This is a genomic window from Ruegeria sp. H6 (assembly GCF_056532975.1).
The window spans coordinates 1-19,130 of record NZ_JBQFOA010000018.1 but is presented as its reverse complement, the minus strand read 5'-3'; the positions used below and the strand labels follow the sequence as shown (position 1 = coordinate 19,130).

Genomic DNA, 19,130 nt, shown 5'->3' with positions numbered 1-19,130 from the left:
GCATAGGAGTGTCTCCTGAGACGGTCGGCGAAACAACTTCTGCCACACTGTGCGCTTCGGACGGACAAAAGCGATACCATAAGGCTGATTATCTGGACATTGCTTCTATCGAAGATATCAAAATAAACACAAACATCACTCTGCCGAAGCTTAGACCCAGATAGAGAATGAGCAGGGAGTGAGCGTCACCACTCGTATTGCTGCATCAGGATGTCAGAAATTTGCGTTAATCCCAGCCCACCTCCGCACGAAGGTATTGCAATTCAAAATGGCTTCCTTTTTGTAGATCAGGCGTCGAGTGTGACCCAGACGGACTTGGTTTGGGTGTTTTCGAGTAGCGCATCCAGACATTTGTCGCGCCCTTCACCAGATTCCTTCCATCCGCCCTAGGGCATGGTCATGTCGCCGTTCATATACCCGTTGATCCAAACCATCCCGCATTGAAGATCGCGCGCGATCCGGTGTGTGGCAGTTAAGTCATTGCTCCAGATGCCTGCTGCCAGCCCATAAGGCGTGTCATTGGCAATGCGGACGGATGTGTCGCAAACTCTGGGGTCTAGTTGACGAGCATGCGTGATCTTAGGTTTGTACTCGTCGAGTAGTTTTCGAAGAGGTTGTTTGAGCATGATCTCATTGAAGGGCTGTCATTTTCCCAAGGATGTACTTTGGCCAGGGCAAGAGGCTGTCATAGCGTCTGGCTCGATACCTCAAACCCTGAGGCTCGACAGGTCTATCTTCGTTGGGGATTTGTACAGTTTGGCCATCTGGAAAACGGGCCGGATAAGACGCCTCCAGAGCACTGTCGTTGGTTTTTGCAACGTTTAATTTTTTGACCCTCCGTGAGAAGCCTAGAGCCGGGCGTGTGGATTCAGCTACATTATTGATTAAGCTGGGGGCTGATACCGCTGTTCGAAACAAACTTGACCAGTCCGTTTCCTTTATTGCGAAGTGTTCAAAGAAGCCGACCGCAGAATTTATAGAGGCCGTGGTTCAAAAAGGGTCGAAAAGCGTACTGAACGCAGTTCGCAAGCGGCGCAATTCATCAATCTGGAAATTTGCAATCTACCGCTTACAAATCAATCATAAGATGGCATCTGATCAGACGGCACCAGAATATCCGATTTCACATACCCCAAAATCTGATCTGTGCCATCCAGCGATACTGCGTGCCAACCGTCTTCAGATCGCAATACGATTGGGTTATGAGCCAGAGTTAGCGTCTTCACGACTTCGGATTTGTTGCTGGGTTTCTCAAAAACTTCCGCCTTTCGTACTTTCGAAAAATAAAATTGATCCTTCAGCAAAAAAGACGTCGCGAAATCCTGCGGTTCTGCCGCCGTTTTGTGCCCGAAATCGCCAATATCAGTAGCCATCGGATTGATGATATTCCCATCGACCTGATTATCCCCAAACCACAGATGATGTGAAAACTGGAACAGGTTCCACTGATTGGAATTGTAGAATTTCCGCGTGCCCGGCCACCCGCGCGACAATGCTAGCCAACTCAAATCTACCAGTCCATTGTCTAGCAATCTTCCCAAAACCAACCCGGAACCGTAGGCCCCAACGCGGTACCGGTTGCCACTCTGCTGAAACGCCGAACGCACAGCTTTAAAATACGCCATGACCCCAGCTATTTGTTTAGACTCACTCCAACTGCCATCAATTCCAAAATAGATGGCTGATCCTCTAGGTTGCCCAATTGTAATTTCCGCATATTCCAACGCATGTTCGGCATCTGCTTTCCCACGCTCAGCTGTGATGCTTTCCAACTTGTCATTGTTGTACTGAAAAACCGCACCGATATTTATCCCGGCTTCCCACAACGCCTGCGCTTCGGGTTTGCGCAGCACTTTGTGTGGCAGGTTCCGCTCTGGCTGATTTTTGTAAGCGTAGTACCGGAACACCGTCCGCACGTTCCGCGTCACAAGCATTTCAACCATGCCCGCGCGACGGGTCACATCAAACGCTGCATCAATCACCGATATCGGCATAAATGAAGGCAATTCCTGCGCAGATGACTCCGACGGGCAAACCAACCGGGCACCCGCCATAGCCAACATCTGTCGCCTTGAAACCTGCATTACCCCTCCTAGCAAGCAACCGTCGCGACGCAAACTTCGGTAGGCCTCGCCGATGAATTCTATTGTGCAACACCAATGCAAATCAAAGTTTGCTTTGACGTTTACTGCATCGTTTCACCATACATCAACTTGATCTCGAAACTCACGCTTGAGGCGTGGCGATTCTTTCCCAAAGTGAGTTTACTAACCCGGATACACACGTGTGGGACGTTCCAGTTGGAACCGACCCCATGTAGTGGTTTTTTTGCACCTGCAGCGAATGTCGGGAAAGCGGGTGCGACCGCAGCATCTTGACCGTTAGATGAATGGCAGCTCTGGGCCGGTTCTACCCAATGAGCTGACAGCGGAGCAGGGAACTGTGCTGCAATGGCACCGAGGTCCGGAATGAGCCCAATATGTCGATTGCCGCGTGATCAACAGATGTCTGGTCAGTGGAACTAATTTGGACGGTTCAATTGTTTATTAGCTTCAAGAACCCCAATGGCCAAAAATCTGCGACAAACGCTTCAAAACCTTAACGAAAGACATGACATGCCACCGTCCAGCTTTGCACAGTCGGTATTGTCGATTTCAACGACCGAGTACCCTTCCTGATCCAACATCTCTGCTGTGCGCGGGAAGCCAGCGGCCATCAACACCAAATTGTTGAAGCGGATTGCGTTGGCGGCTGCTTCTTCGCCGTCGGCTACATACAATACCCGGTAGCCTTCAAAGCAACCCGATGCATCCAATCGACGGGTCGACAGGATTGTCTCGGCATCCATCAAGGAACAATCTGTCTTGAAGTGCAATACACCTTCAGGGGTGAACACTTCGCGCAAGTTATGGCCCCAGTCCGAGGTGATCTTAGCGAGTTCGGCGACACCATTTGCATCCGTGCGGTCAGACCGACCCACGAGAATCTCGCGACCAGTCACAAGGATATCTCCGCCTTCAATATGGCCCGGACCTTTGATTTCGAGGACCGTTTCATAGCGTGCTTGAAGTGTCGGTGCCATTTCGGCCACTTCACCCATTCGCGAAGGTGCACCGGGCCGCAACAGCACAGCACCTTGCGGAAGGCAAAGGGCCGTATCTTCGACAAACTGCGCGTCAGGGAATGCGTCGAGGGGCTCAAGTTCAATAACCTCAGCTCCGGTGCTTTTTAGTGCTGCTACGTAAGCTTTATGCGCCGCCACCATCCCGTCGAAATCTGGGTTGCCGATATCTTCTGCGCGCAATCCGCTGGCAATGGTTGGGGCCGGGCGTCGGGTGATGGCGCGGGAAAATTCAAAGGTTGGGTCTGACATGTTTCAATCTTTCTGAGGTTCGAATGGCGAAGCGGAGACTTCGATCATTGCCGGCCCGCCCCGGGCGACAGTATTGCGCAACGCCTGCGCGATGGTCTGCGGTTCGGGTGGAACCGTGGTGAATGGAATATCAAAGGACTTTGCCAATGAAGCAAAATCGGGGGGCGAAGGATCACATCCGATGACGGCCACGCCCACATCCTGCATCGACGTGGCAATTTCCCGGTACCCGTGATTGTTCCAGATCACGAAGGTAATCGGCAGTTTTTCGTCTACCGCCGCCATGATCTCAGGCGATGAAAACTGCGCGCCTCCGTCGCCGGTAATACATATCACCCGTGCGGTTGGATCGGCGATCGATGCGCCGATGGCTGCAGGAATCCCATAGCCGAGCGCGCCATAGCCCGTTGCTGCGTTGAACCAACCTCCGGCCCGGTCGTGGTCGTAGAAAAGATTGCCAGCATAAATTGGTTGGGTGGAGTCTCCGACCACCAGCGCATTCGGGGCCGCCGCGCGTATTGCATTCAGGATTTCTACTTGATGGCGATAGTCGGGACCAATTTCCTCCCAGACGGCGGCGCACGTTTTGCTGGCACGTATCGCACCACCGCTTTGCTTTGCCTCATGCGGCAAAGCCTCAATCAGCGCCCGCACAACCACGTTAGCGTCACCTTGAATGGTGTGCGCTACCTTATGTCGTGTCAGTTGATCGCTGCACCTATCCACTCGGATCATGTTCGACATTTCCGCAATTTGGCCGGTCGCATACATATCATAGTCGGTGGGCCCCAGCTCGGTTCCCAAGGCCAGTATGCAATCGGCACCTTCTATCAGCGCACGTACTGCATTCAGGCTTGGGCTGGCCGGTACCGTCAGAGGATGCCCGTGCATCAGGCCGCGCGCATTGACGGTTTGCACCACCGGCGCATCCAGCGCTGCGGCCAGAGCTCGCAGTCCGGCCTCAACTCGTTTTGCGCCACCACCTGCCAAAATGACAACATTTTTTGCTTCAGTCAGTTGCTTGGCGGCTTGTGTGATCAGTACCGGGTCAACAGGTGGTTCTGGATCGCGCGTCGCAGCGGGTGTTTCCTGATATTCAGCCGCTGCGATATCCAACGGAACCTCGATATGCACCGGCCCGGGGCGACCATTTGTGAGGCTGTGAAAAACACGGTTCAAAACCGGGTCCAGCGCTTGGGTGTCAGCAACTTGTTCCGACACCAGCGCAACTGTTTTGGACAGCCCCAGTTGGTCAGGCAATTCATGCAGATGTCCCAAGCCCTTGCCGAGCGATGCGGTTTTGTTGACACCGGACACCACCAACATTGGCACTGAATCGGCGCGCGCTTGCGCCATGGGCGTCAGCGTATTGGTCAACCCGGGGCCGGTAATCACAAAGGCCACACCCGGTTTGCCCGACACGCGTGCATAGCCATCGGCCATAAATCCTGCACCCTGCTCGTGCCTGGGCGTAACATGACGAATGCCCGAGGCCGCAAGCCCGCGATACAGCTCAACCGTGTGAACGCCCGGAATTCCGAAGACGCAGGTCACATCCCTTTGGCGAAGTTTCGAAACCAGAGCTTCGCCGATTGTCATTCCGCTCATGCAACCTCGCGTATTTTTCTGTTGGCGTGATCAATGATGCGCGAGACAGCGGTGGCAAAGTCTGTATCGCTGATCGTGAGCGCAACGCGGACCCAGTTTTTCAAGCTCTCACCAAAAGCGGATCCAGGCATGACGGCCACCCCGGCCTGGAGCAGATCCCAGGCATAGGCTTCGCCATCCAGCCCGGTGGCAGAGACATTGATGAGTGCGAACATTCCCGCCTCGGGCCGGTGAACTTTCAGATCCGTTTCGGCTTCAAGACGATCGGCCAACAGGGTCGCGCGACCAGAGAATCGGGCGGCCATCCCGGGGGCAACCTCGGACCCGTTACGAATCGCCTTTTCGGTCATGTCCGCGATGAACGGTTGATTGCCAAAAAGCATGGTCTCGGAATAGGGCAGCAGCGCTTCGCAGAACGCGGCGGGCCCGACACACCAGCCACTGCGGAACCCCGGAGCGGCATGAGATTTCGAGATGGATGAAACGCCAATAACACGATCCGCCAGTTCCGGATCTGCCAATGGTGAAACAAATCGGGCACCGTCAAAGATCAGTTCTTCATAAACCTCGTCCGAGATGATCCACAAGTCACGCGCAATCGCCAGTTGCCCGATCTCGGCAATTTCCGCAGCGCCCAGGATCGCGCCCGTCGGGTTATGTGGCGTTGTCAGAAGAATGGCGCGGCTGCGCGGGGTGATGCGTGCAGCGATATCTTTCGCTTGCATGCGAAACTCGTTCTCTGGTCGCAGGGGTACAGGCACCATCTCTGCCCCGGAAGCTCGAACGACACCTTCATAGGTCGCGTACATCGGATCGCCGACCAGAACTTCATCACCTGCCTCTGCAACACCGGCCATGGCTGCAAACAGGGCAGTTTGCGTCCCAGGAAAGCACAGAAAATTCTCAGGCCCGAAATCCCGCCCGCGAGAGGTAGAATAGCTTGCAGCCAGTGCGTCAAGCAGTCCGGCTTCTCCACGCCCATTGGAGTACCCCGTCCGCCCCGCCCGCAGTGAGGTAACGGTGGCTTCGACCAACGCTTCCGGCACGGGCACGTCCGGTTCTCCAATCGTCATTTCGACGATGTCCGCTCCGGCCTTGATAAGGTCGCGCGCTTTCAGGTGTACGCCCCATTTGGCGCCGCCCAAGCCCGATAACCGTTCTGTCACGGATGTGGTCTTCATGGTTGCTCCACTTCTTTGGTCAATGGAATCCGGACGATAGCGCTGACAGAATCCAATCCGATCTGCGCAAGTTGGCCTTCGGAAAATGCATCCGGGAGCGCACCTCCTTCGAGCCAAAGGCCATCGATCACCGCGTTGCAGGCAATTGCCAGTTGTGTTGCTTTCGGCGCTTCGATTGGATGCCCGGTCTCCTGCAATGCGGCGACGATCAACTTCTCGAGGTGACCCCGGAAATAGTTATAGGTTCGCTGGTGGATTCGCTGCATTTTCGCATCTTGCTGCACCTTGTTCAGGAAGCCGGCCCACAAGGCCACAGCGCTTGGATCAACGATTGGTGGCCGCAGCGATGCGTCAACAAAGTTTGTCAATTGAGAAACTGCGCTTCCCTGTCCTGACGAAGCAGCTGTCTGATCTGTCAGCGTATTCATGTGGTATTCATACGCGGCCTGCACCAACTTCTCCTTCGATGAGAAGTAGTGCCGGATCAACCCTTGTGTCACGTTCGCGCGGGCAGCGATCTCTCGCACCGTGGCACCCCGAACGCCCATCTCGGCGATCAGGTCCAAAGTTGCCAGTATCAGCGCCTCGCGGCGAAACTCGGCAGACTCACGTTTGAATTTGCGGCTGTCGTCCTGCACGTCAATGTCATCCATGGCACGGAATTATTATACACTTGCATAATTGCGAGATTCGGGTCTTACTGCAAGCTGAAATCAGAAGATTCTTGGATATGGACACAGCCAAAACAGTATCTCCCACACTCGACGCAACCACGCCCAATGAGGCGATAAAGGTTGAAGACCTTCACAAATCTTTCGGTACGCTTGAGGTTCTGAAAGGTGTTTCCCTGACAGCCAACAAAGGAGACGTGGTTGCCATCATCGGGGGGTCGGGTTCTGGTAAGTCCACCATGTTGCGCTGCATCAATTTCTTGGAAACGCCGAGTTCGGGAAAGATCACCATCGGTGGCGAACTTGTTGAAATGAACGTAGATGGCAGCCCGTCCAACCGCCGCCAGATCGAGCGTATCCGGACACGGTTGGCCATGGTGTTTCAGCAGTTCAATCTGTGGACACACCGCACGCTTTTAGAGAACGTGATCGAAGTGCCGGTGTATGTCTTGAAGGTGCCGAAGGCAGAGGCCATCGCGCGGGCACATGAACTGCTGGAAAGGGTAGGGCTCGGCGATAAGGCCGATACCTTTCCGGCCTATCTGTCAGGTGGCCAGCAACAGCGCGCGGCCATTGCGCGCGCGCTTGCGGTAGATCCATCCGTCATGCTTTTTGATGAACCCACCTCGGCGCTTGATCCCGAATTGGTTGGCGAAGTTTTGACCGTGATCCGCGATCTTGCTGCAGAAGGGCGCACCATGCTGCTTGTCACCCATGAAATGAAATTTGCGCGCGAAGTTGCCAACCACGTTGTCTATCTCTTCGAGGGCCGAATTGAAGAGCAGGGTCCACCTGCCGAGGTCTTCGGTAATCCAAAATCAGAACGGCTGAAGCAATTCCTCAGCTCGGTCGCTTGATTCAGTCAAAACAAACGAATGAACCAAAAGGGAGTAACAAAATGAACGTCAAGAAACTACTCGCATCGGGGCTTGCCGCCGCCATCTTTTCGGCTGGTGTCGCCAGTGCCGAAGAGGTCAAGATCGGCATCGCTGCCGAGCCCTATCCGCCATTCGCTTCGCTGGACAGTTCAGGCACCTGGGTTGGCTGGGAGATCGATGTCATCAATGCCGTATGCGCCGCTGCGGAACTTGACTGCGTTATCACGCCGGTGGCCTGGGACGGTATCATCCCGTCGCTGACCGGGCAGCAGATCGACGCGATCATGGCCTCGATGTCGATCACCGAAGAGCGGCTGAAAACTATTGATTTCAGCGATCCTTACTACAATACCCCTGCCGTCATCGTCGCGGATAAGTCGATGGATATCGAAGCGACCCCAGAGTCGCTGGCGGGTAAAGTTGTTGGCATTCAGGCTTCGACCATCCACCAGGCCTATGCGCAGGAATACTTCAAGGATTCCGAACTGCGTGTCTACCAAACCCAGGATGAGGCAAATCAGGACCTGTTCGCAGGCCGCATTGATGCCACACAGGCCGACAGCATCGCCATGGCTGACTTTGTGAACTCGGATGCTGGTGCGTGCTGCGAGATCAAAGGTGCCGTTGCAGATGACCCCGCCATTCTGGGGCGTGGTGTTGGTGCTGGTGTCCGCAAAGGGCAGGATGATTTGCGCGAGGCGCTGAACAAGGGCATCGCTGCAATTCTCGCCGATGGCACGCACGAGGAAATCACTTCGAACTATTTCTCGGCCAGCATCTACTAAGCCGCTGCTGTGACCGGACTTTTGGATTCACTTGGGCTGGCGCAGAGCGCAGAGCTTCTGTCTCTCTCGCCACCGGGATGGGGGGGCAATCTGCTGCGCGGATTGTCCCACTCGCTGCAGATCGCCTTTGGCGCTTATGCGCTCGGTCTGGTGATCGGACTGTTCGGAGCCTATGGCAAACTTTATGGCGGGAAGGTCACGCGCGATCTTCTCGCCATTTATACGACGGTGATCCGGGCCGTGCCGGAACTGGTCCTGATCCTGATCCTGTATTACGTGGGATCGGATATCATCAACAAAATTTCTGCCGCCATGGGTGGTGGTCGCGTCGAGGTTAGTGGCGTTGGCGCAGGCATATGGGTGCTGGGCATCGTTCAGGGCGCATATGCAACCGAGATTCTTCGCGGTGCCATTCAGGCGGTTCCGCCCGGTCAAATCGAGGCCGCCAAATCTTTTGGGATGCCCGCCTTTATGACCATGCGGCGTGTCACAATTCCGGCCATGATGAGCTTCGCCGTACCCGGTTTGGCGAACCTGTGGCTGATTGCGACCAAAGACACGGCACTGCTTGCGGTCGTGGGTTTCAACGAGCTGACATTGGAAACGCGACAGGCCGCCAGTAGTACGCGCGCCTATTTCACTTTCTTTCTGGCGGCGGGTTTTCTCTATCTCATGGTCACGCTCTTTTCTGGCGGTATCTTCGCACGGATTGAGAAATGGGCCCGTCGCGGCCAACCCTCTCTGAAGGGAGGGAGCAGATGAACGATTTCAAATCATTGATGCAGCCTCATCGCATCGTGATGATACTGATCTTCACCGGGATCGTTATCTGGTGTGCAGTATCGCTGCAGTGGGACTGGATACCGAAATACGCCCCGCTGGCCCTTCGGGGCATCTGGACGACAATCTGGCTGCTTGTCGTCACAGTCGTTCTCGGTTTCCTTCTCGCAGTACCGCTTGGATTGGCACAGGCGGTCGGTCCCTGGTATCTTGCCGCACCTGCAAAAGCATTTTGTACCATCATCCGTGGCACGCCGCTGCTGCTGCAACTTTGGTTGTTGTATTATGGGCTTGGATCGCTCTTCCCCCAATTCCCGTGGATACGCTCATCCGAGCTCTGGCCCTACCTTCGTCAGGCTTGGCCCTATGCGGTGCTGGCTCTGACGCTGTCTTATGCCGGCTACGAGGGTGAGGTCATGCGTGGCGCCTTCAAGGGGGTTGCCAAGGGGCAACTTGAGGCAGCCAAATCATTTGGAATGCCAAGGCTGACGATGTTTCGACGCATCTGGTTGCCGCAGGCAGTTCGAAATGTATTGCCAACGCTGGGTGGTGAAACCATCCTGCAATTGAAGGCAACCCCACTGGTTGCGACCATCACCGTTGTCGATATCTACGCAGTATCTTCTCGGGTGCGTTCAGACACGTTCATAATCTATGAACCGCTTCTACTGTTGGCGGTTTTTTACATTCTCGTGGCGGGTGTGATCGCGTTGGGCTTCCACTGGTTAGAAGTTAAGGTACTTGGTACTGGACGCAGGAATGGCAGCTTCGGATAGTATCTATAGAAGCGGAGAAAGAGCTGACGCCCAAAGACAATTCTTAAAGAATTAACCAGAATTATTGAAATTGCAAAAAGACAAGCAAGGTGGTTAATCGAAACTGCACATGGAACGTCAGCTTTGCCCTTTAGGATAGCAGAGTGGTAAACGTTTCCTGAAGGAAAACCTCATTCCATTGATTTCAAGTGTGACTTCCTTCGCCAATGCTCGATTATTGCGCACGCAGCGAACGGCAGCTTTGACGGGCTGCGACGCAGCATTCAAATCAATTGATGCATAACCGCTTTGGGCCGCCTGTGGAGGCTTTACCCCGGAGCGCTAAAGACGGGGTTGCTCCGCTTTCGAGGTAGGCTTCGAGCCTACTAAAGCAGATGCGGCGCATTGGTCGAAGGGCCGCACTCAGGGTGACGCAAAGCAAGAGAAATTATTGTCAGATCTAAAAGTGGGTCTGAAGGAGCAAGTCTTCAGTCAATGCGGACTCTAATGTCAGATAGGTCAACCTCTTGTCCGTTGTCATCCTGTAAAACCACTCTAACCGGTTGCCCGGAACCATCAGGAACAAATCTGACAGTTGAACTCTGATCATCACCATCGTCCCACCATTGCTTCATGGCCAGAAAGATGACGCCGAGCTCTCGACCACGATCGGTCAGTCTATAGGCCTGTCGCGTGCGGGAGCCGTCTTCTTGATATTCAAATCGCTCCAGCAAGCAGAGATCCACGAGTTTGGTGAGCCGGGCCGTCAGAATTGAGCGTGGTGCGCCAATGTCCGCTTGAATATCGGCGAACCGCATGACCCCGTAGAAAGCCTCGCGCAGGATCAGAAGCGACCAGCGGTCGCCTAGAATGTCTGACGCTTTCGCCATTCCGCAGCGGTCCAATGGTACCGGAGCACGAGCACGGATTCGCTGGGTGTTGTTGTCTGAGTTTGACATATGGACTTAGGTTTGATCGTTTCGGGTTGAGTTCAACATCTAGACTGAGGATTCGCATATGTCCAACAACGACTCCGGTCGCCCCTCCTTGACCACAGATGATCCGCTAACCGATTTCGCGCAACGCAAATTGAAGCTGCTAGATGCCACGAAGGTTGTGTATCTCGCCGGGTCAGGACCCGCTGTCATCGTCATGCATGAGATACCGGGTATTTCGCCACAGGTTGCACGGTTCGCCCGTTGGGTGCGAGACGCGGGCTTTACCGTCTACATGCCATCCCTTTTTGGGCGGGACGGTGCTGTTCCGCTGGCGGACGAGGGTAGGCAGATTTTCCAACGCGTCTGCGTATCGCGCGAGTTTCGCGTTATGGCTGGAGGTGGGACTAGCCCCGTTGTCGCCTGGCTGAGGGCCCTTGCAACGCAAGCCCATCAGGAGTGCGGCGGAGTAGGAGTGGGTGCAGTCGGCATGTGCTTTAGCGGAAATTTCGCGATTTCGATGATGATCGAGCCTGCGATGAAGGCGGCAGTGGCCTGTCAGCCTTCACTACCTCTAGATAACCCGGCCGCAATCGAAATGTCTGACGATGAAGCTGAAGCTGTCGCTCAGCGCCTTCAACGGGATGATTTGACCGTAAAGGCCTACCGTTTCGACGGCGACAAGTTTTGTATGGCCGCGCGGTTCAAGACCTACGCAAAAACGTTCGGAGATCACTTCGACGACACCGTTTTGCCAGACAGTGCGGCAAATCCGAACACATCGCCGTTCTTCGCTCAGTGTATTCAGTCACCACATAGCGTTGTGACGCAGCATCTGATTGATAGCGAAGGCGAACCAACGCTGGCGGCTCGCGACAAGATTATGGCTTACCTTCGGTCGTCCCTCATTAAGAAGTAATTGATGCAGATTTTCGGAAGCAGTCGTTCTAGTTTTTAGGGTGGATGGCATCAAAGTCCGCAAAACTGTGTGAGTTCGTCCAATCACGGATTCTGGCGGCGCAGCGAACGGCAGCAATGCGGGCTGCCGATGCGGCATTCGAACGGTACCCTGTATGTCTCCTTTGGACCGGCTGTGTGAAGACTCTGGCGGTCTGGTGAAATAAGCCGAAAACACTCTCTACGTTCACTCTCTCGCGCTACTGAGAGAGTTTTTGCACAGGCGCCAAAAACGAGCGCGACGATTGAGCTCGTGAGCCGGAGTTTTTACACACCGTCGGCCGCAAAATGACAACAGCCTACAATAAGGGGCATTCTGTCTCAGTTCCGATCCAAGCAATACCTCGTAGATCGCATTGGTAAAATAATGTCCGACATTATAGTATATTTTGTCTGACATTAAATGTATTGTTGTAATTAACCTGATTCGGAGCCACCGCACGTGACAGAAAATTTACCGCCCCAGGAACAGAGCGAAGAGGCAGGGAACTCGCTAAAAGAGTTACCTCCCGGCAGCACCAGCCGGGATGTTCTGGATGCGCTTTCCGAGATGATTGATGCGGAAGGTTTGAAAGTTGGTGACCGTCTGCCGCCGGAAGTAGAAATCGCACGCCGCCTTGGAATTGGTCGGGCGAAGGTTCGCGAGGCCCTGACGAGTTGGCAGAACATGGGCATCGTTGTACGCAATAAAAAAGCGGGGACTCGATTGGCGGCTGAAGTGTCGGCAAATGCGATTCATCTTCCTCTGACACTGAAGCTTGAAGCAGAGAGCCTGTTGCGAACCCACGCAGTACGCAGGCCCTTGGAAATCGAAGCGGCAAGGATGGCGGCACTGAATTGCACTGAGGCGCAAGGACTGTTGATTACTGCCCGTGTTGCCGAGCTCATAGCCACTCACGCCGCTGGTGAAGACTGGCGTCAGGCTGACTACCGGTTCCATTCATCACTGCACGACGCTTGTGGGAACCCTCTGTTCGGGCAATTGATCCGTCAGATCCAGCAAGGCTTCAATGAGGTTTACGAAGCGCCGTTCGGTCAGCCGCATCTGGGTCAGGCGACAATCCCAATTCACACAAAACTTGCCGAGGCGGTTGTCTTGGGTAATGCCGACGAAGCCGGGCGGATAGTCGGTGAAATCATGGACATGGTCGAAGCAGAAATTCGCCAGATCATGGAGAACCAGAATGTCTGATCATAGAGACATCGCGACCCTGCTAGCAGCGGTACTGCCCGACTCTGATGGGGCAGTGACACCTCCGATCGTCCAAACCTCACTGTTTACCTTCGATAGCTATCAAAGTTTCGAAGACAGGATGGCAGGCCGATCGGATTCTGCAATCTACACCCGCGTGGAAAACCCAACTGTCGCTGCGTTTGAAAAGCTCGTGGCTGAAGCCGAGCAAGGCGAAGCCGCGGTCGGTTTTGCTTCCGGGATGGCAGCCATTTCCTCAACACTATTGGCATTTGTCAAACCCGGAGACCGGATCGCCTGTGTCGAGCATGTCTATCCGGATACTTTCCGGTTTCTGGAACGCATGTTGCGCCCGCTCGGGGTCCATATTGAATACTATGCGCCGGAACGTTTTGAGAATGATCCGGATCTGCTTGCGAATGTGACACTGGCTTATCTGGAAAGCCCTGGATCGGTCGTCTTTGAAGCCATGGATCTGCGTCGTGTCGCTGAACATGCCAAACGTCACAATGTTTTGACGATGATCGATAATTCCTGGGCAAGCCCGGTATTCCAACGCCCCCTCACACTGGGCATCGACATCGTCATCCACTCAGCCTCGAAATACATCTCGGGGCACTCGGACACGGTTGCGGGCGTGGTGGTCGCCTCCCTGGACCATATCGCTCGCATCCGTGATCTGACCCTTCCTTTGCTCGGCGCGAAACTGGCGCCCTTTGAGGCGTTCCTGCTGACGCGAGGCCTGCGTACTTTGCATGCGCGCATGATGCAGCATCAGGCGGCGGCCAACATGTTCGTTGATCGCCTGGCCGCAATTCCACAGGTTCGGCAGGTCAATTCACCCGGTGCAAACGACACTCCCGGATTGACGGGGCGGTCTGGGCTTATGTCGATCGAGTTCGATGACAGTGTCGACATCGCAAAGTTCTCCGATGCGTTGAACCTTTTCCGCCTCGGCGTGAGTTGGGGTGGCTTCGAAAGCCTGATCCTGCCGGCGCGTGTCGGACTTGCTCAAGCCGGTAAACAGAACTCGATGCAGAAGTTTGGCGTCTCGCCCAATCTTGTGCGCCTGAATCTTGGGCTCGAGTCAGCCGACGATCTCTGGGCCGATTTCACATCAGCACTCGCAAAAAGCACCGATTAAAAAAATTCGACCCCAAGCAGAAATTAAAACCAACAGGAGGAAAACATGAAAAAACTACTAGCAGGACTGACAGCTGCTGCCGCGCTGATGGGATCGGCCTCGTATGCCGAAACCACACTGAAACTGGTTGAGGTGATCACAAGCCCAGAGCGTACCGAAGTGCTTCAGGGCATCGTTGATGAGTTTGAGGCCGCCAACCCTGACGTCACTGTCGAGATCGTGTCGCTGCCATGGGGCAGCGCATTCGAAAAACTGGCCACAATGGTCGCGGGCGGGGACATCCCCGATGTGGTTGAAATGCCCGATACATGGCAGGCACTCTATGCAGGGTCCGACCAACTGGTCAGCCTCAAAGACCATGTAGCCGGATGGGACCATGGGGCAACGCTGACCGATAAGACTGTCGCGATGGGCAGCCAGGCAGGTGATCTCTACATGATCCCGTATGGTTTCTACCTGCGGGCGATGTTCTACAACAAGAAATTGCTGGCCGAAGCGGGTGTCGATGCTCCTCCGGCAACGATGGAAGAGTTCAAGGCAGCTTCGTCGGCGGTATCCGAGCTTGATGGTAAATACGGGTATTGTTTGCGCGGTGGTCCCGGCGGCACCAATGGCTGGATCATGTTCGCCGCAGCTATGAACGGCACCAACGAATTCTTCACTGAAGATGGCGTCAGCCGCATCAATGAGCCCGGCTCGGTCGAAGGCATCCAGTTCATGATCGACATGTATCAGAACGGATATGCACCCAAGGACAGCGTCAGCTGGGGATTCAACGAAATCGTGGCTGGTTTCTATTCCGGCACCTGTGCATTCCTTGATCAAGACCCCGACGCTCTGATCGCCATTGCCGAGCGGATGCCCGCAGAAGACTTTGCAGTTATTCCGATGCCGGTCGGACCTTCGGGCAAAGCGTTCCCGACCATTGGTTTTGCAGGCTGGTCGATCTTCAACGCGACCGAGCACGAAGACGAAGCCTTTGATCTGGTCGCGGCTCTGTCCTCGCCAGAGGCCAATGCCACATGGGCCAAACGGGTAGGCGTTATTCCAATCCACAAAGGTGCTGATCAGGATCCGCATTTCCAGACCGAGCAGTTCAAAGGCTGGTTCGAGGAGCTAAATGGCGAGCAATATGTGCCGACCACAATGCCAACCAACCTTGAGCAGTGGGGTTATTTTGGCAGCACGCTTCTGCTGGAAACCAGCCAGGAAGCTTTGCTGGGTCAGCGCAGCGCTCAGGACGTCGCGGACGAGTGGGCTGAGTTCCTCACCGACGAGCACGCCAAGTGGAAGGCGAACCAGTGATTGCTCGCGCTCAAAAAACTGTCAGGCCCGGGGAAACCCGGGCACGACGCTCGCTTTACCTGCAATATATGGTCGAGCCGTTCTTCTATCTGTCACCCGCGATCCTTCTGATCGGTGCGGTGATCATGATCCCGCTGATCATCGGAATCTCTTACTCATTCCAATCCATTGAGCTGTTGAAGCCTTTTGCCTCCGGCTGGATCGGGTTCGAAAACTATGTCGATCTCTGGAGTGATCGCAAGTTCTGGATCGCGATGGAGAACACGCTGTTCTGGACTTTCTGGTCGATTACGTTCCAATTCCTGCTTGGCCTTGGCCTTGCGATGCTTTTGAACACACAGTTCTTTGGCAAAAAGCTGTTTCAGGCCCTCGTTTTCCTACCATGGGCCGTCCCAACATTTCTGTCCGCGCTGACATGGGCGTGGCTGTTCAACCCGGTCATCGGTCCGTTACCGCATTGGCTGGCAGCACTTGGCATTCTGTCAGAGCCTTACAACATCCTTGGTGATCCTAAGCTTGCGATGTGGGGCCCGATCACTGCGAATATCTGGTTCGGCGTGCCGTTTTTTGCCATCACGCTGCTGGCAGCTTTGCAATCGATACCCGGTGAGCTTTACGAAGCAGCGGAAGTTGATGGCGCGAGCCCATGGCAGACTTTCACCAAGATCACTTTGCCGTTCCTTGCTCCGATGATCGCGATCACCGTGATGCTGCGAACAATCTGGATCGCCAACTTTGCTGATCTGATCTACGTGATGACCGGCGGTGGGCCTGCTAATTCGACACAAATTCTGTCGACCTACATCTTCACCACGGCCTTCCGCAAACTGGATTTTGGCTATGCGTCGACCATCGCCGTGGCACTTCTGGTAATCCTTCTGATCTACGCTGTCATCCTGCTCTGGCTTCGTAAGAAGCTGGTCAAGATCTGAGGAGTTAGCCATGTCAGTCATCCAAAAACACAACCCTGCAATGGTCTTAGGGAAGTATGCAGCGCTCGCATTCTATTTGATCTTTGCGCTGTTCCCGCTCTATTGGCTGCTCAAGATCGGGCTTACACCGGATGAGTTGATCTACTCGGAAGGCACCAGGCTGTTTCCAAGCGAGGTCACGTTCTCGAACTTCACGACGGTCATTTTCCAGACTGATTTTGTGGCCTACTTTCGGAACTCGTTGGTTGTATCCCTTGGGGCGGCTTTCTTTACAACGCTGTTTGCAGCCGGGGCGGGCTATGCGTTTTCGCGCTTCGTATTTGCGGGCAAACGGATCATCATAGCATTGATGTTGATCACCCAGATGTTCCCGCTACTGATGATCATTGCCCCAATCTACAAGATCGTCGCCGACCTCGGTCTGCTGAATTCGCTGACAAGCCTGATTGTTGTCTACACTGCGTTCAACATCCCCTTTGCAACTTTCCTGATGCAGTCATTCTTTGACGGCATTCCCAAAGATCTGGAAGACGCGGCAATGATGGATGGCTGTTCGCGATTTCAGGCGCTGTGCAAAGTCGTGTTTCCACTGACATTGCCCGGTCTCGGGGCGACGCTTGGATTTGTCTTTACTGCAGCATGGTCAGAGTTGCTGTTTGCGCTGATGCTGATTTCGAAGAACGACGCAATGACCTTCCCGGTTGGCCTGTTGACGTTTGTTTCCAAGTTCTCGGTCGATTGGGGGCAAATGATGGCAGCCGGCGTGCTGGCGCTGATCCCAAGCTGTCTCTTCTTCATCTTCATTCAACGCTATCTCGTGCAGGGCCTCACGTCCGGCGCGGTCAAAGGATAGGAGGCCAGATCATGGCACGTATCGAACTTCGTGACGTTGCAAAACGATATGGATCCGTTGAGGTCCTGCGCAACATCGACCTTGAGATCCAGGATGGTGAGTTCATCGTTCTGGTGGGTCCTTCGGGCTGCGGCAAGTCCACTCTGCTACGCATGATTGCCGGTCTTGAGCCGATATCAAACGGCGATTTCCTGATTGATGGCGAGCGTATGAACGATGTGAGACCAAGGGATCGGGACATCGCGATGGTGTTCCAATCCTACGCTCTCTATCCGCATATGGATGTCGCGCGGAATATGGGTTTCTCGATGGAAATCCGCAAAGATCCGGCAGCGGAACGCAAATCAAAGGTCGCCCAGGCGGCGGAAACTTTGGGCCTATCCAACCTGACGGATCGCTTGCCCAAGGCCCTTTCGGGCGGACAACGTCAGCGGGTTGCCATGGGCAGAGCCATCATCCGTGATCCGCAGGCCTTCCTGTTTGACGAGCCCCTGTCAAATCTCGACGCGGCGCTGCGTGTCGAGATGCGGTTGGAGATAGCGCGGCTACATCAAAAACTCAGCGCAACCATGATCTACGTGACACATGATCAGGTCGAAGCATTGACGCTGGCAGACAGGATCGTTGTTCTGAACGGTGGTGATATCCAACAGGTCGGCAGCCCGTTGGAACTTTACGAACGTCCGGCCAACAAGTTTGTTGCGCAGTTCATCGGCTCACCCACCATGAATGTCGTGCCTGTCACTGGAACCGATACAGGTGTGACCGCCGGAAATGGAGCCGAAATCGAGCTTCCTGATCAACCTCTTACCGCACAGGCGAAAGAGCTGGGCGTAAGACCAGAGCATATTGATGTCGTGGACAATGGCACAGGTGATCTTTCGGCCGTGGCTGATGTTGTTGAACATCTGGGCTCGGACACGAACATCTATGTCAACGTCGAAGGCATCGGGTCAATGATGGTGCGCAAGCATGGCAATATCCCCGTAAAGTCTGGCGAACAGCTTGGTCTGCGCATTCAGACAGAAAACGCTCATCTTTTTGCCAATGACGGCACAGCTTTGCGGCGGATCGCCTGAGATGACGAACGAATTGGAAGTTCGGGCAGCGCTTGAGAAAAAGACGCTCTGGCTGTCATCGTGGATGATCCACAATGCCAACAACATTCGCGCCAAAGGCAGGATCAAGGTGGGTGGTCATCAGGCGTCATCAGCCTCGATGAATGCGATACTGAACGCGCTATATTTCGATGTGCTGCGCCCCGAGGATCGCGTTGCAGTCAAACCGCACGCGAGCCCGGTCTTCCATGCGATCCAGTATCTTCTTGGAAACCAGAGCCTGCAGCAGTTGCAGGATTTCCGCGGCCTTGGAGGCGCACAACCCTATCCATCGCGCACCAAGGACAAGGATGATGTCGACTTCTCGACCGGGTCGGTCGGGATGGGTGTTGCGATGACGGCGTTCGCCAGCCTGACGCAGGACTATCTGGGCAGCCATGGATGGATCAACGAGCCCAAAGGCCGAATGGTTGCGTTGGTTGGCGATGCTGAGCTGGACGAAGGCAATATCTATGAGGCGCTTCTCGAAGGCGCCAAACACGACCTGCGCAATTGCTGGTGGGGGTATTGCCAAGTTGCCTGGCGTTTCGACGACGACTAAAGGCGATGAATGAACATTTCATCCCGCATGCCGCGCCTGAAGGGCTTTCGCTACCCTCGTGAGGTCATTGCCTACGCGGTTTGGGTATACCATCGGTTTGCCATGAGCACTGCGGATGTGGA

General features: G+C 54.6%; 18 protein-coding genes and 2 pseudogenes. 13 read left to right on the top strand and 7 right to left on the bottom strand.

Going from position 1 to position 19,130, the window contains the following annotated elements; genetic code table 11:
- Window positions 1-386: 386 nt before the first annotated feature.
- The 6 genes from ACR0AG_RS20745 to ACR0AG_RS20720 form a co-directional block, all read right to left on the bottom strand.
- Window positions 387-626: an aldehyde dehydrogenase family protein gene (locus ACR0AG_RS20745; protein WP_480842335.1), complete on the bottom strand. Its 240-nt coding sequence runs from the start codon at window positions 624-626 to the stop codon at window positions 387-389.
- A gap of 450 nt (window positions 627-1,076) precedes the next feature.
- Window positions 1,077-2,084, bottom strand: coding sequence for a glycoside hydrolase domain-containing protein (locus tag ACR0AG_RS20740; RefSeq protein ID WP_480842333.1), 1,008 nt, complete (start codon window positions 2,082-2,084; stop codon window positions 1,077-1,079).
- 506 nt (window positions 2,085-2,590) lie between these two features.
- Window positions 2,591-3,373, bottom strand: coding sequence for a dimethylarginine dimethylaminohydrolase family protein (locus tag ACR0AG_RS20735; protein ID WP_480842331.1), 783 nt, complete (start codon window positions 3,371-3,373; stop codon window positions 2,591-2,593).
- A gap of 3 nt (window positions 3,374-3,376) precedes the next feature.
- A complete protein-coding gene (locus ACR0AG_RS20730) occupies window positions 3,377-4,981 on the bottom strand; it encodes a 5-guanidino-2-oxopentanoate decarboxylase (RefSeq protein ID WP_480842329.1) in 1,605 nt (534 codons plus the stop codon).
- Window positions 4,978-6,162 carry a pyridoxal phosphate-dependent aminotransferase gene (locus tag ACR0AG_RS20725; RefSeq protein WP_480842327.1) on the bottom strand — a complete coding sequence of 395 codons (1,185 nt, stop codon included), beginning with the start codon at window positions 6,160-6,162 and terminating at the stop codon, window positions 4,978-4,980. Before ACR0AG_RS20725 ends, ACR0AG_RS20730 begins: the two co-directional genes overlap by 4 nt.
- The gene (locus ACR0AG_RS20720) at window positions 6,159-6,815 is read right to left on the bottom strand and encodes a TetR family transcriptional regulator C-terminal domain-containing protein (protein WP_480842325.1); all 657 of its coding nucleotides are present in this window, start codon (window positions 6,813-6,815) and stop codon (window positions 6,159-6,161) included. Before ACR0AG_RS20720 ends, ACR0AG_RS20725 begins: the two co-directional genes overlap by 4 nt.
- 77 nt (window positions 6,816-6,892) lie before the next feature.
- Between ACR0AG_RS20720 and ACR0AG_RS20715 the strand changes: the two genes are divergently transcribed.
- Genes ACR0AG_RS20715 through ACR0AG_RS20700 form a run of 4 tightly spaced genes read left to right on the top strand, consistent with a single transcriptional unit; the run spans window position 6,893 to window position 10,052 of the window.
- A complete protein-coding gene (locus tag ACR0AG_RS20715) occupies window positions 6,893-7,690 on the top strand; it encodes an ABC transporter ATP-binding protein (protein WP_480842323.1) in 798 nt (265 codons plus the stop codon).
- 41 nt (window positions 7,691-7,731) lie between these two features.
- Complete coding sequence (locus ACR0AG_RS20710) at window positions 7,732-8,496, top strand: transporter substrate-binding domain-containing protein (RefSeq protein ID WP_480842321.1); 765 nt, start codon at window positions 7,732-7,734, stop codon at window positions 8,494-8,496.
- A 9-nt stretch (window positions 8,497-8,505) separates the two neighbouring features.
- Window positions 8,506-9,258: an ABC transporter permease gene (locus ACR0AG_RS20705; RefSeq protein WP_480660846.1), complete on the top strand. Its 753-nt coding sequence runs from the start codon at window positions 8,506-8,508 to the stop codon at window positions 9,256-9,258.
- Window positions 9,255-10,052: an ABC transporter permease gene (locus ACR0AG_RS20700; RefSeq protein ID WP_480842319.1), complete on the top strand. Its 798-nt coding sequence runs from the start codon at window positions 9,255-9,257 to the stop codon at window positions 10,050-10,052. Before ACR0AG_RS20705 ends, ACR0AG_RS20700 begins: the two co-directional genes overlap by 4 nt.
- Window positions 10,053-10,519: 467 nt before the next feature.
- Here the strand turns inward: ACR0AG_RS20700 and ACR0AG_RS20695 are convergent, their stop codons facing one another.
- Entirely contained in the window at window positions 10,520-10,921 is a 402-nt protein-coding gene (locus tag ACR0AG_RS20695; RefSeq protein WP_480842317.1) for a winged helix-turn-helix transcriptional regulator, read from the bottom strand.
- Between the two features lie 127 nt (window positions 10,922-11,048).
- Between ACR0AG_RS20695 and ACR0AG_RS20690 the strand changes: the two genes are divergently transcribed.
- From ACR0AG_RS20690 to ACR0AG_RS20650, 9 genes and pseudogenes are all read left to right on the top strand, one after another.
- Window positions 11,049-11,885 carry a dienelactone hydrolase family protein gene (locus ACR0AG_RS20690; protein WP_480842315.1) on the top strand — a complete coding sequence of 279 codons (837 nt, stop codon included), beginning with the start codon at window positions 11,049-11,051 and terminating at the stop codon, window positions 11,883-11,885.
- 480 nt (window positions 11,886-12,365) lie between these two features.
- Window positions 12,366-13,115 carry a FadR/GntR family transcriptional regulator gene (locus ACR0AG_RS20685; protein ID WP_480842313.1) on the top strand — a complete coding sequence of 250 codons (750 nt, stop codon included), beginning with the start codon at window positions 12,366-12,368 and terminating at the stop codon, window positions 13,113-13,115.
- Entirely contained in the window at window positions 13,108-14,259 is a 1,152-nt protein-coding gene (locus ACR0AG_RS20680) for an aminotransferase class I/II-fold pyridoxal phosphate-dependent enzyme (RefSeq protein WP_480842311.1), read from the top strand. The genes ACR0AG_RS20685 and ACR0AG_RS20680 overlap by 8 nt, the downstream gene beginning before the upstream one ends.
- A gap of 45 nt (window positions 14,260-14,304) precedes the next feature.
- Window positions 14,305-15,564 (top strand): ABC transporter substrate-binding protein, encoded by a 1,260-nt coding sequence (locus ACR0AG_RS20675; protein WP_480842309.1) that lies wholly within the window; start codon window positions 14,305-14,307, stop codon window positions 15,562-15,564.
- Between the two features lie 68 nt (window positions 15,565-15,632).
- Window positions 15,633-16,496, top strand: a complete 864-nt coding sequence (locus tag ACR0AG_RS20670; protein ID WP_480842307.1) for a carbohydrate ABC transporter permease — start codon at window positions 15,633-15,635, stop codon at window positions 16,494-16,496.
- 10 nt (window positions 16,497-16,506) lie between these two features.
- Window positions 16,507-17,349, top strand: a complete 843-nt coding sequence (locus tag ACR0AG_RS20665; RefSeq protein WP_480842305.1) for a carbohydrate ABC transporter permease — start codon at window positions 16,507-16,509, stop codon at window positions 17,347-17,349.
- Window positions 17,350-17,360: 11 nt separating this feature from the next.
- Entirely contained in the window at window positions 17,361-18,428 is a 1,068-nt protein-coding gene (locus tag ACR0AG_RS20660) for an ABC transporter ATP-binding protein (protein WP_480842303.1), read from the top strand.
- 1 nt (window position 18,429) lies between these two features.
- Window positions 18,430-18,969, top strand: a pseudogene (locus ACR0AG_RS20655) (thiamine pyrophosphate-dependent enzyme); the annotation flags it as partial.
- 48 nt (window positions 18,970-19,017) lie between these two features.
- A pseudogene (locus tag ACR0AG_RS20650) lies at window positions 19,018-19,130 on the top strand (IS6 family transposase); the annotation flags it as partial.

Coding starts and splice junctions, on each gene's coding strand:
- ACR0AG_RS20745 (WP_480842335.1), bottom strand. CDS start 626: ATGCTCAAACAACCTCTTCGAAAACTACTCGACGAGTACAAACCTAAG.
- ACR0AG_RS20740 (WP_480842333.1), bottom strand. CDS start 2,084: ATGCAGGTTTCAAGGCGACAGATGTTGGCTATGGCGGGTGCCCGGTTG.
- ACR0AG_RS20735 (WP_480842331.1), bottom strand. CDS start 3,373: ATGTCAGACCCAACCTTTGAATTTTCCCGCGCCATCACCCGACGCCCG.
- ACR0AG_RS20730 (WP_480842329.1), bottom strand. CDS start 4,981: ATGAGCGGAATGACAATCGGCGAAGCTCTGGTTTCGAAACTTCGCCAA.
- ACR0AG_RS20725 (WP_480842327.1), bottom strand. CDS start 6,162: ATGAAGACCACATCCGTGACAGAACGGTTATCGGGCTTGGGCGGCGCC.
- ACR0AG_RS20720 (WP_480842325.1), bottom strand. CDS start 6,815: ATGGATGACATTGACGTGCAGGACGACAGCCGCAAATTCAAACGTGAG.
- ACR0AG_RS20715 (WP_480842323.1), top strand. CDS start 6,893: ATGGACACAGCCAAAACAGTATCTCCCACACTCGACGCAACCACGCCC.
- ACR0AG_RS20710 (WP_480842321.1), top strand. CDS start 7,732: ATGAACGTCAAGAAACTACTCGCATCGGGGCTTGCCGCCGCCATCTTT.
- ACR0AG_RS20700 (WP_480842319.1), top strand. CDS start 9,255: ATGAACGATTTCAAATCATTGATGCAGCCTCATCGCATCGTGATGATA.
- ACR0AG_RS20695 (WP_480842317.1), bottom strand. CDS start 10,921: ATGGCGAAAGCGTCAGACATTCTAGGCGACCGCTGGTCGCTTCTGATC.
- ACR0AG_RS20690 (WP_480842315.1), top strand. CDS start 11,049: ATGTCCAACAACGACTCCGGTCGCCCCTCCTTGACCACAGATGATCCG.
- ACR0AG_RS20680 (WP_480842311.1), top strand. CDS start 13,108: ATGTCTGATCATAGAGACATCGCGACCCTGCTAGCAGCGGTACTGCCC.
- ACR0AG_RS20675 (WP_480842309.1), top strand. CDS start 14,305: ATGAAAAAACTACTAGCAGGACTGACAGCTGCTGCCGCGCTGATGGGA.
- ACR0AG_RS20670 (WP_480842307.1), top strand. CDS start 15,633: ATGGTCGAGCCGTTCTTCTATCTGTCACCCGCGATCCTTCTGATCGGT.
- ACR0AG_RS20665 (WP_480842305.1), top strand. CDS start 16,507: ATGTCAGTCATCCAAAAACACAACCCTGCAATGGTCTTAGGGAAGTAT.
- ACR0AG_RS20660 (WP_480842303.1), top strand. CDS start 17,361: ATGGCACGTATCGAACTTCGTGACGTTGCAAAACGATATGGATCCGTT.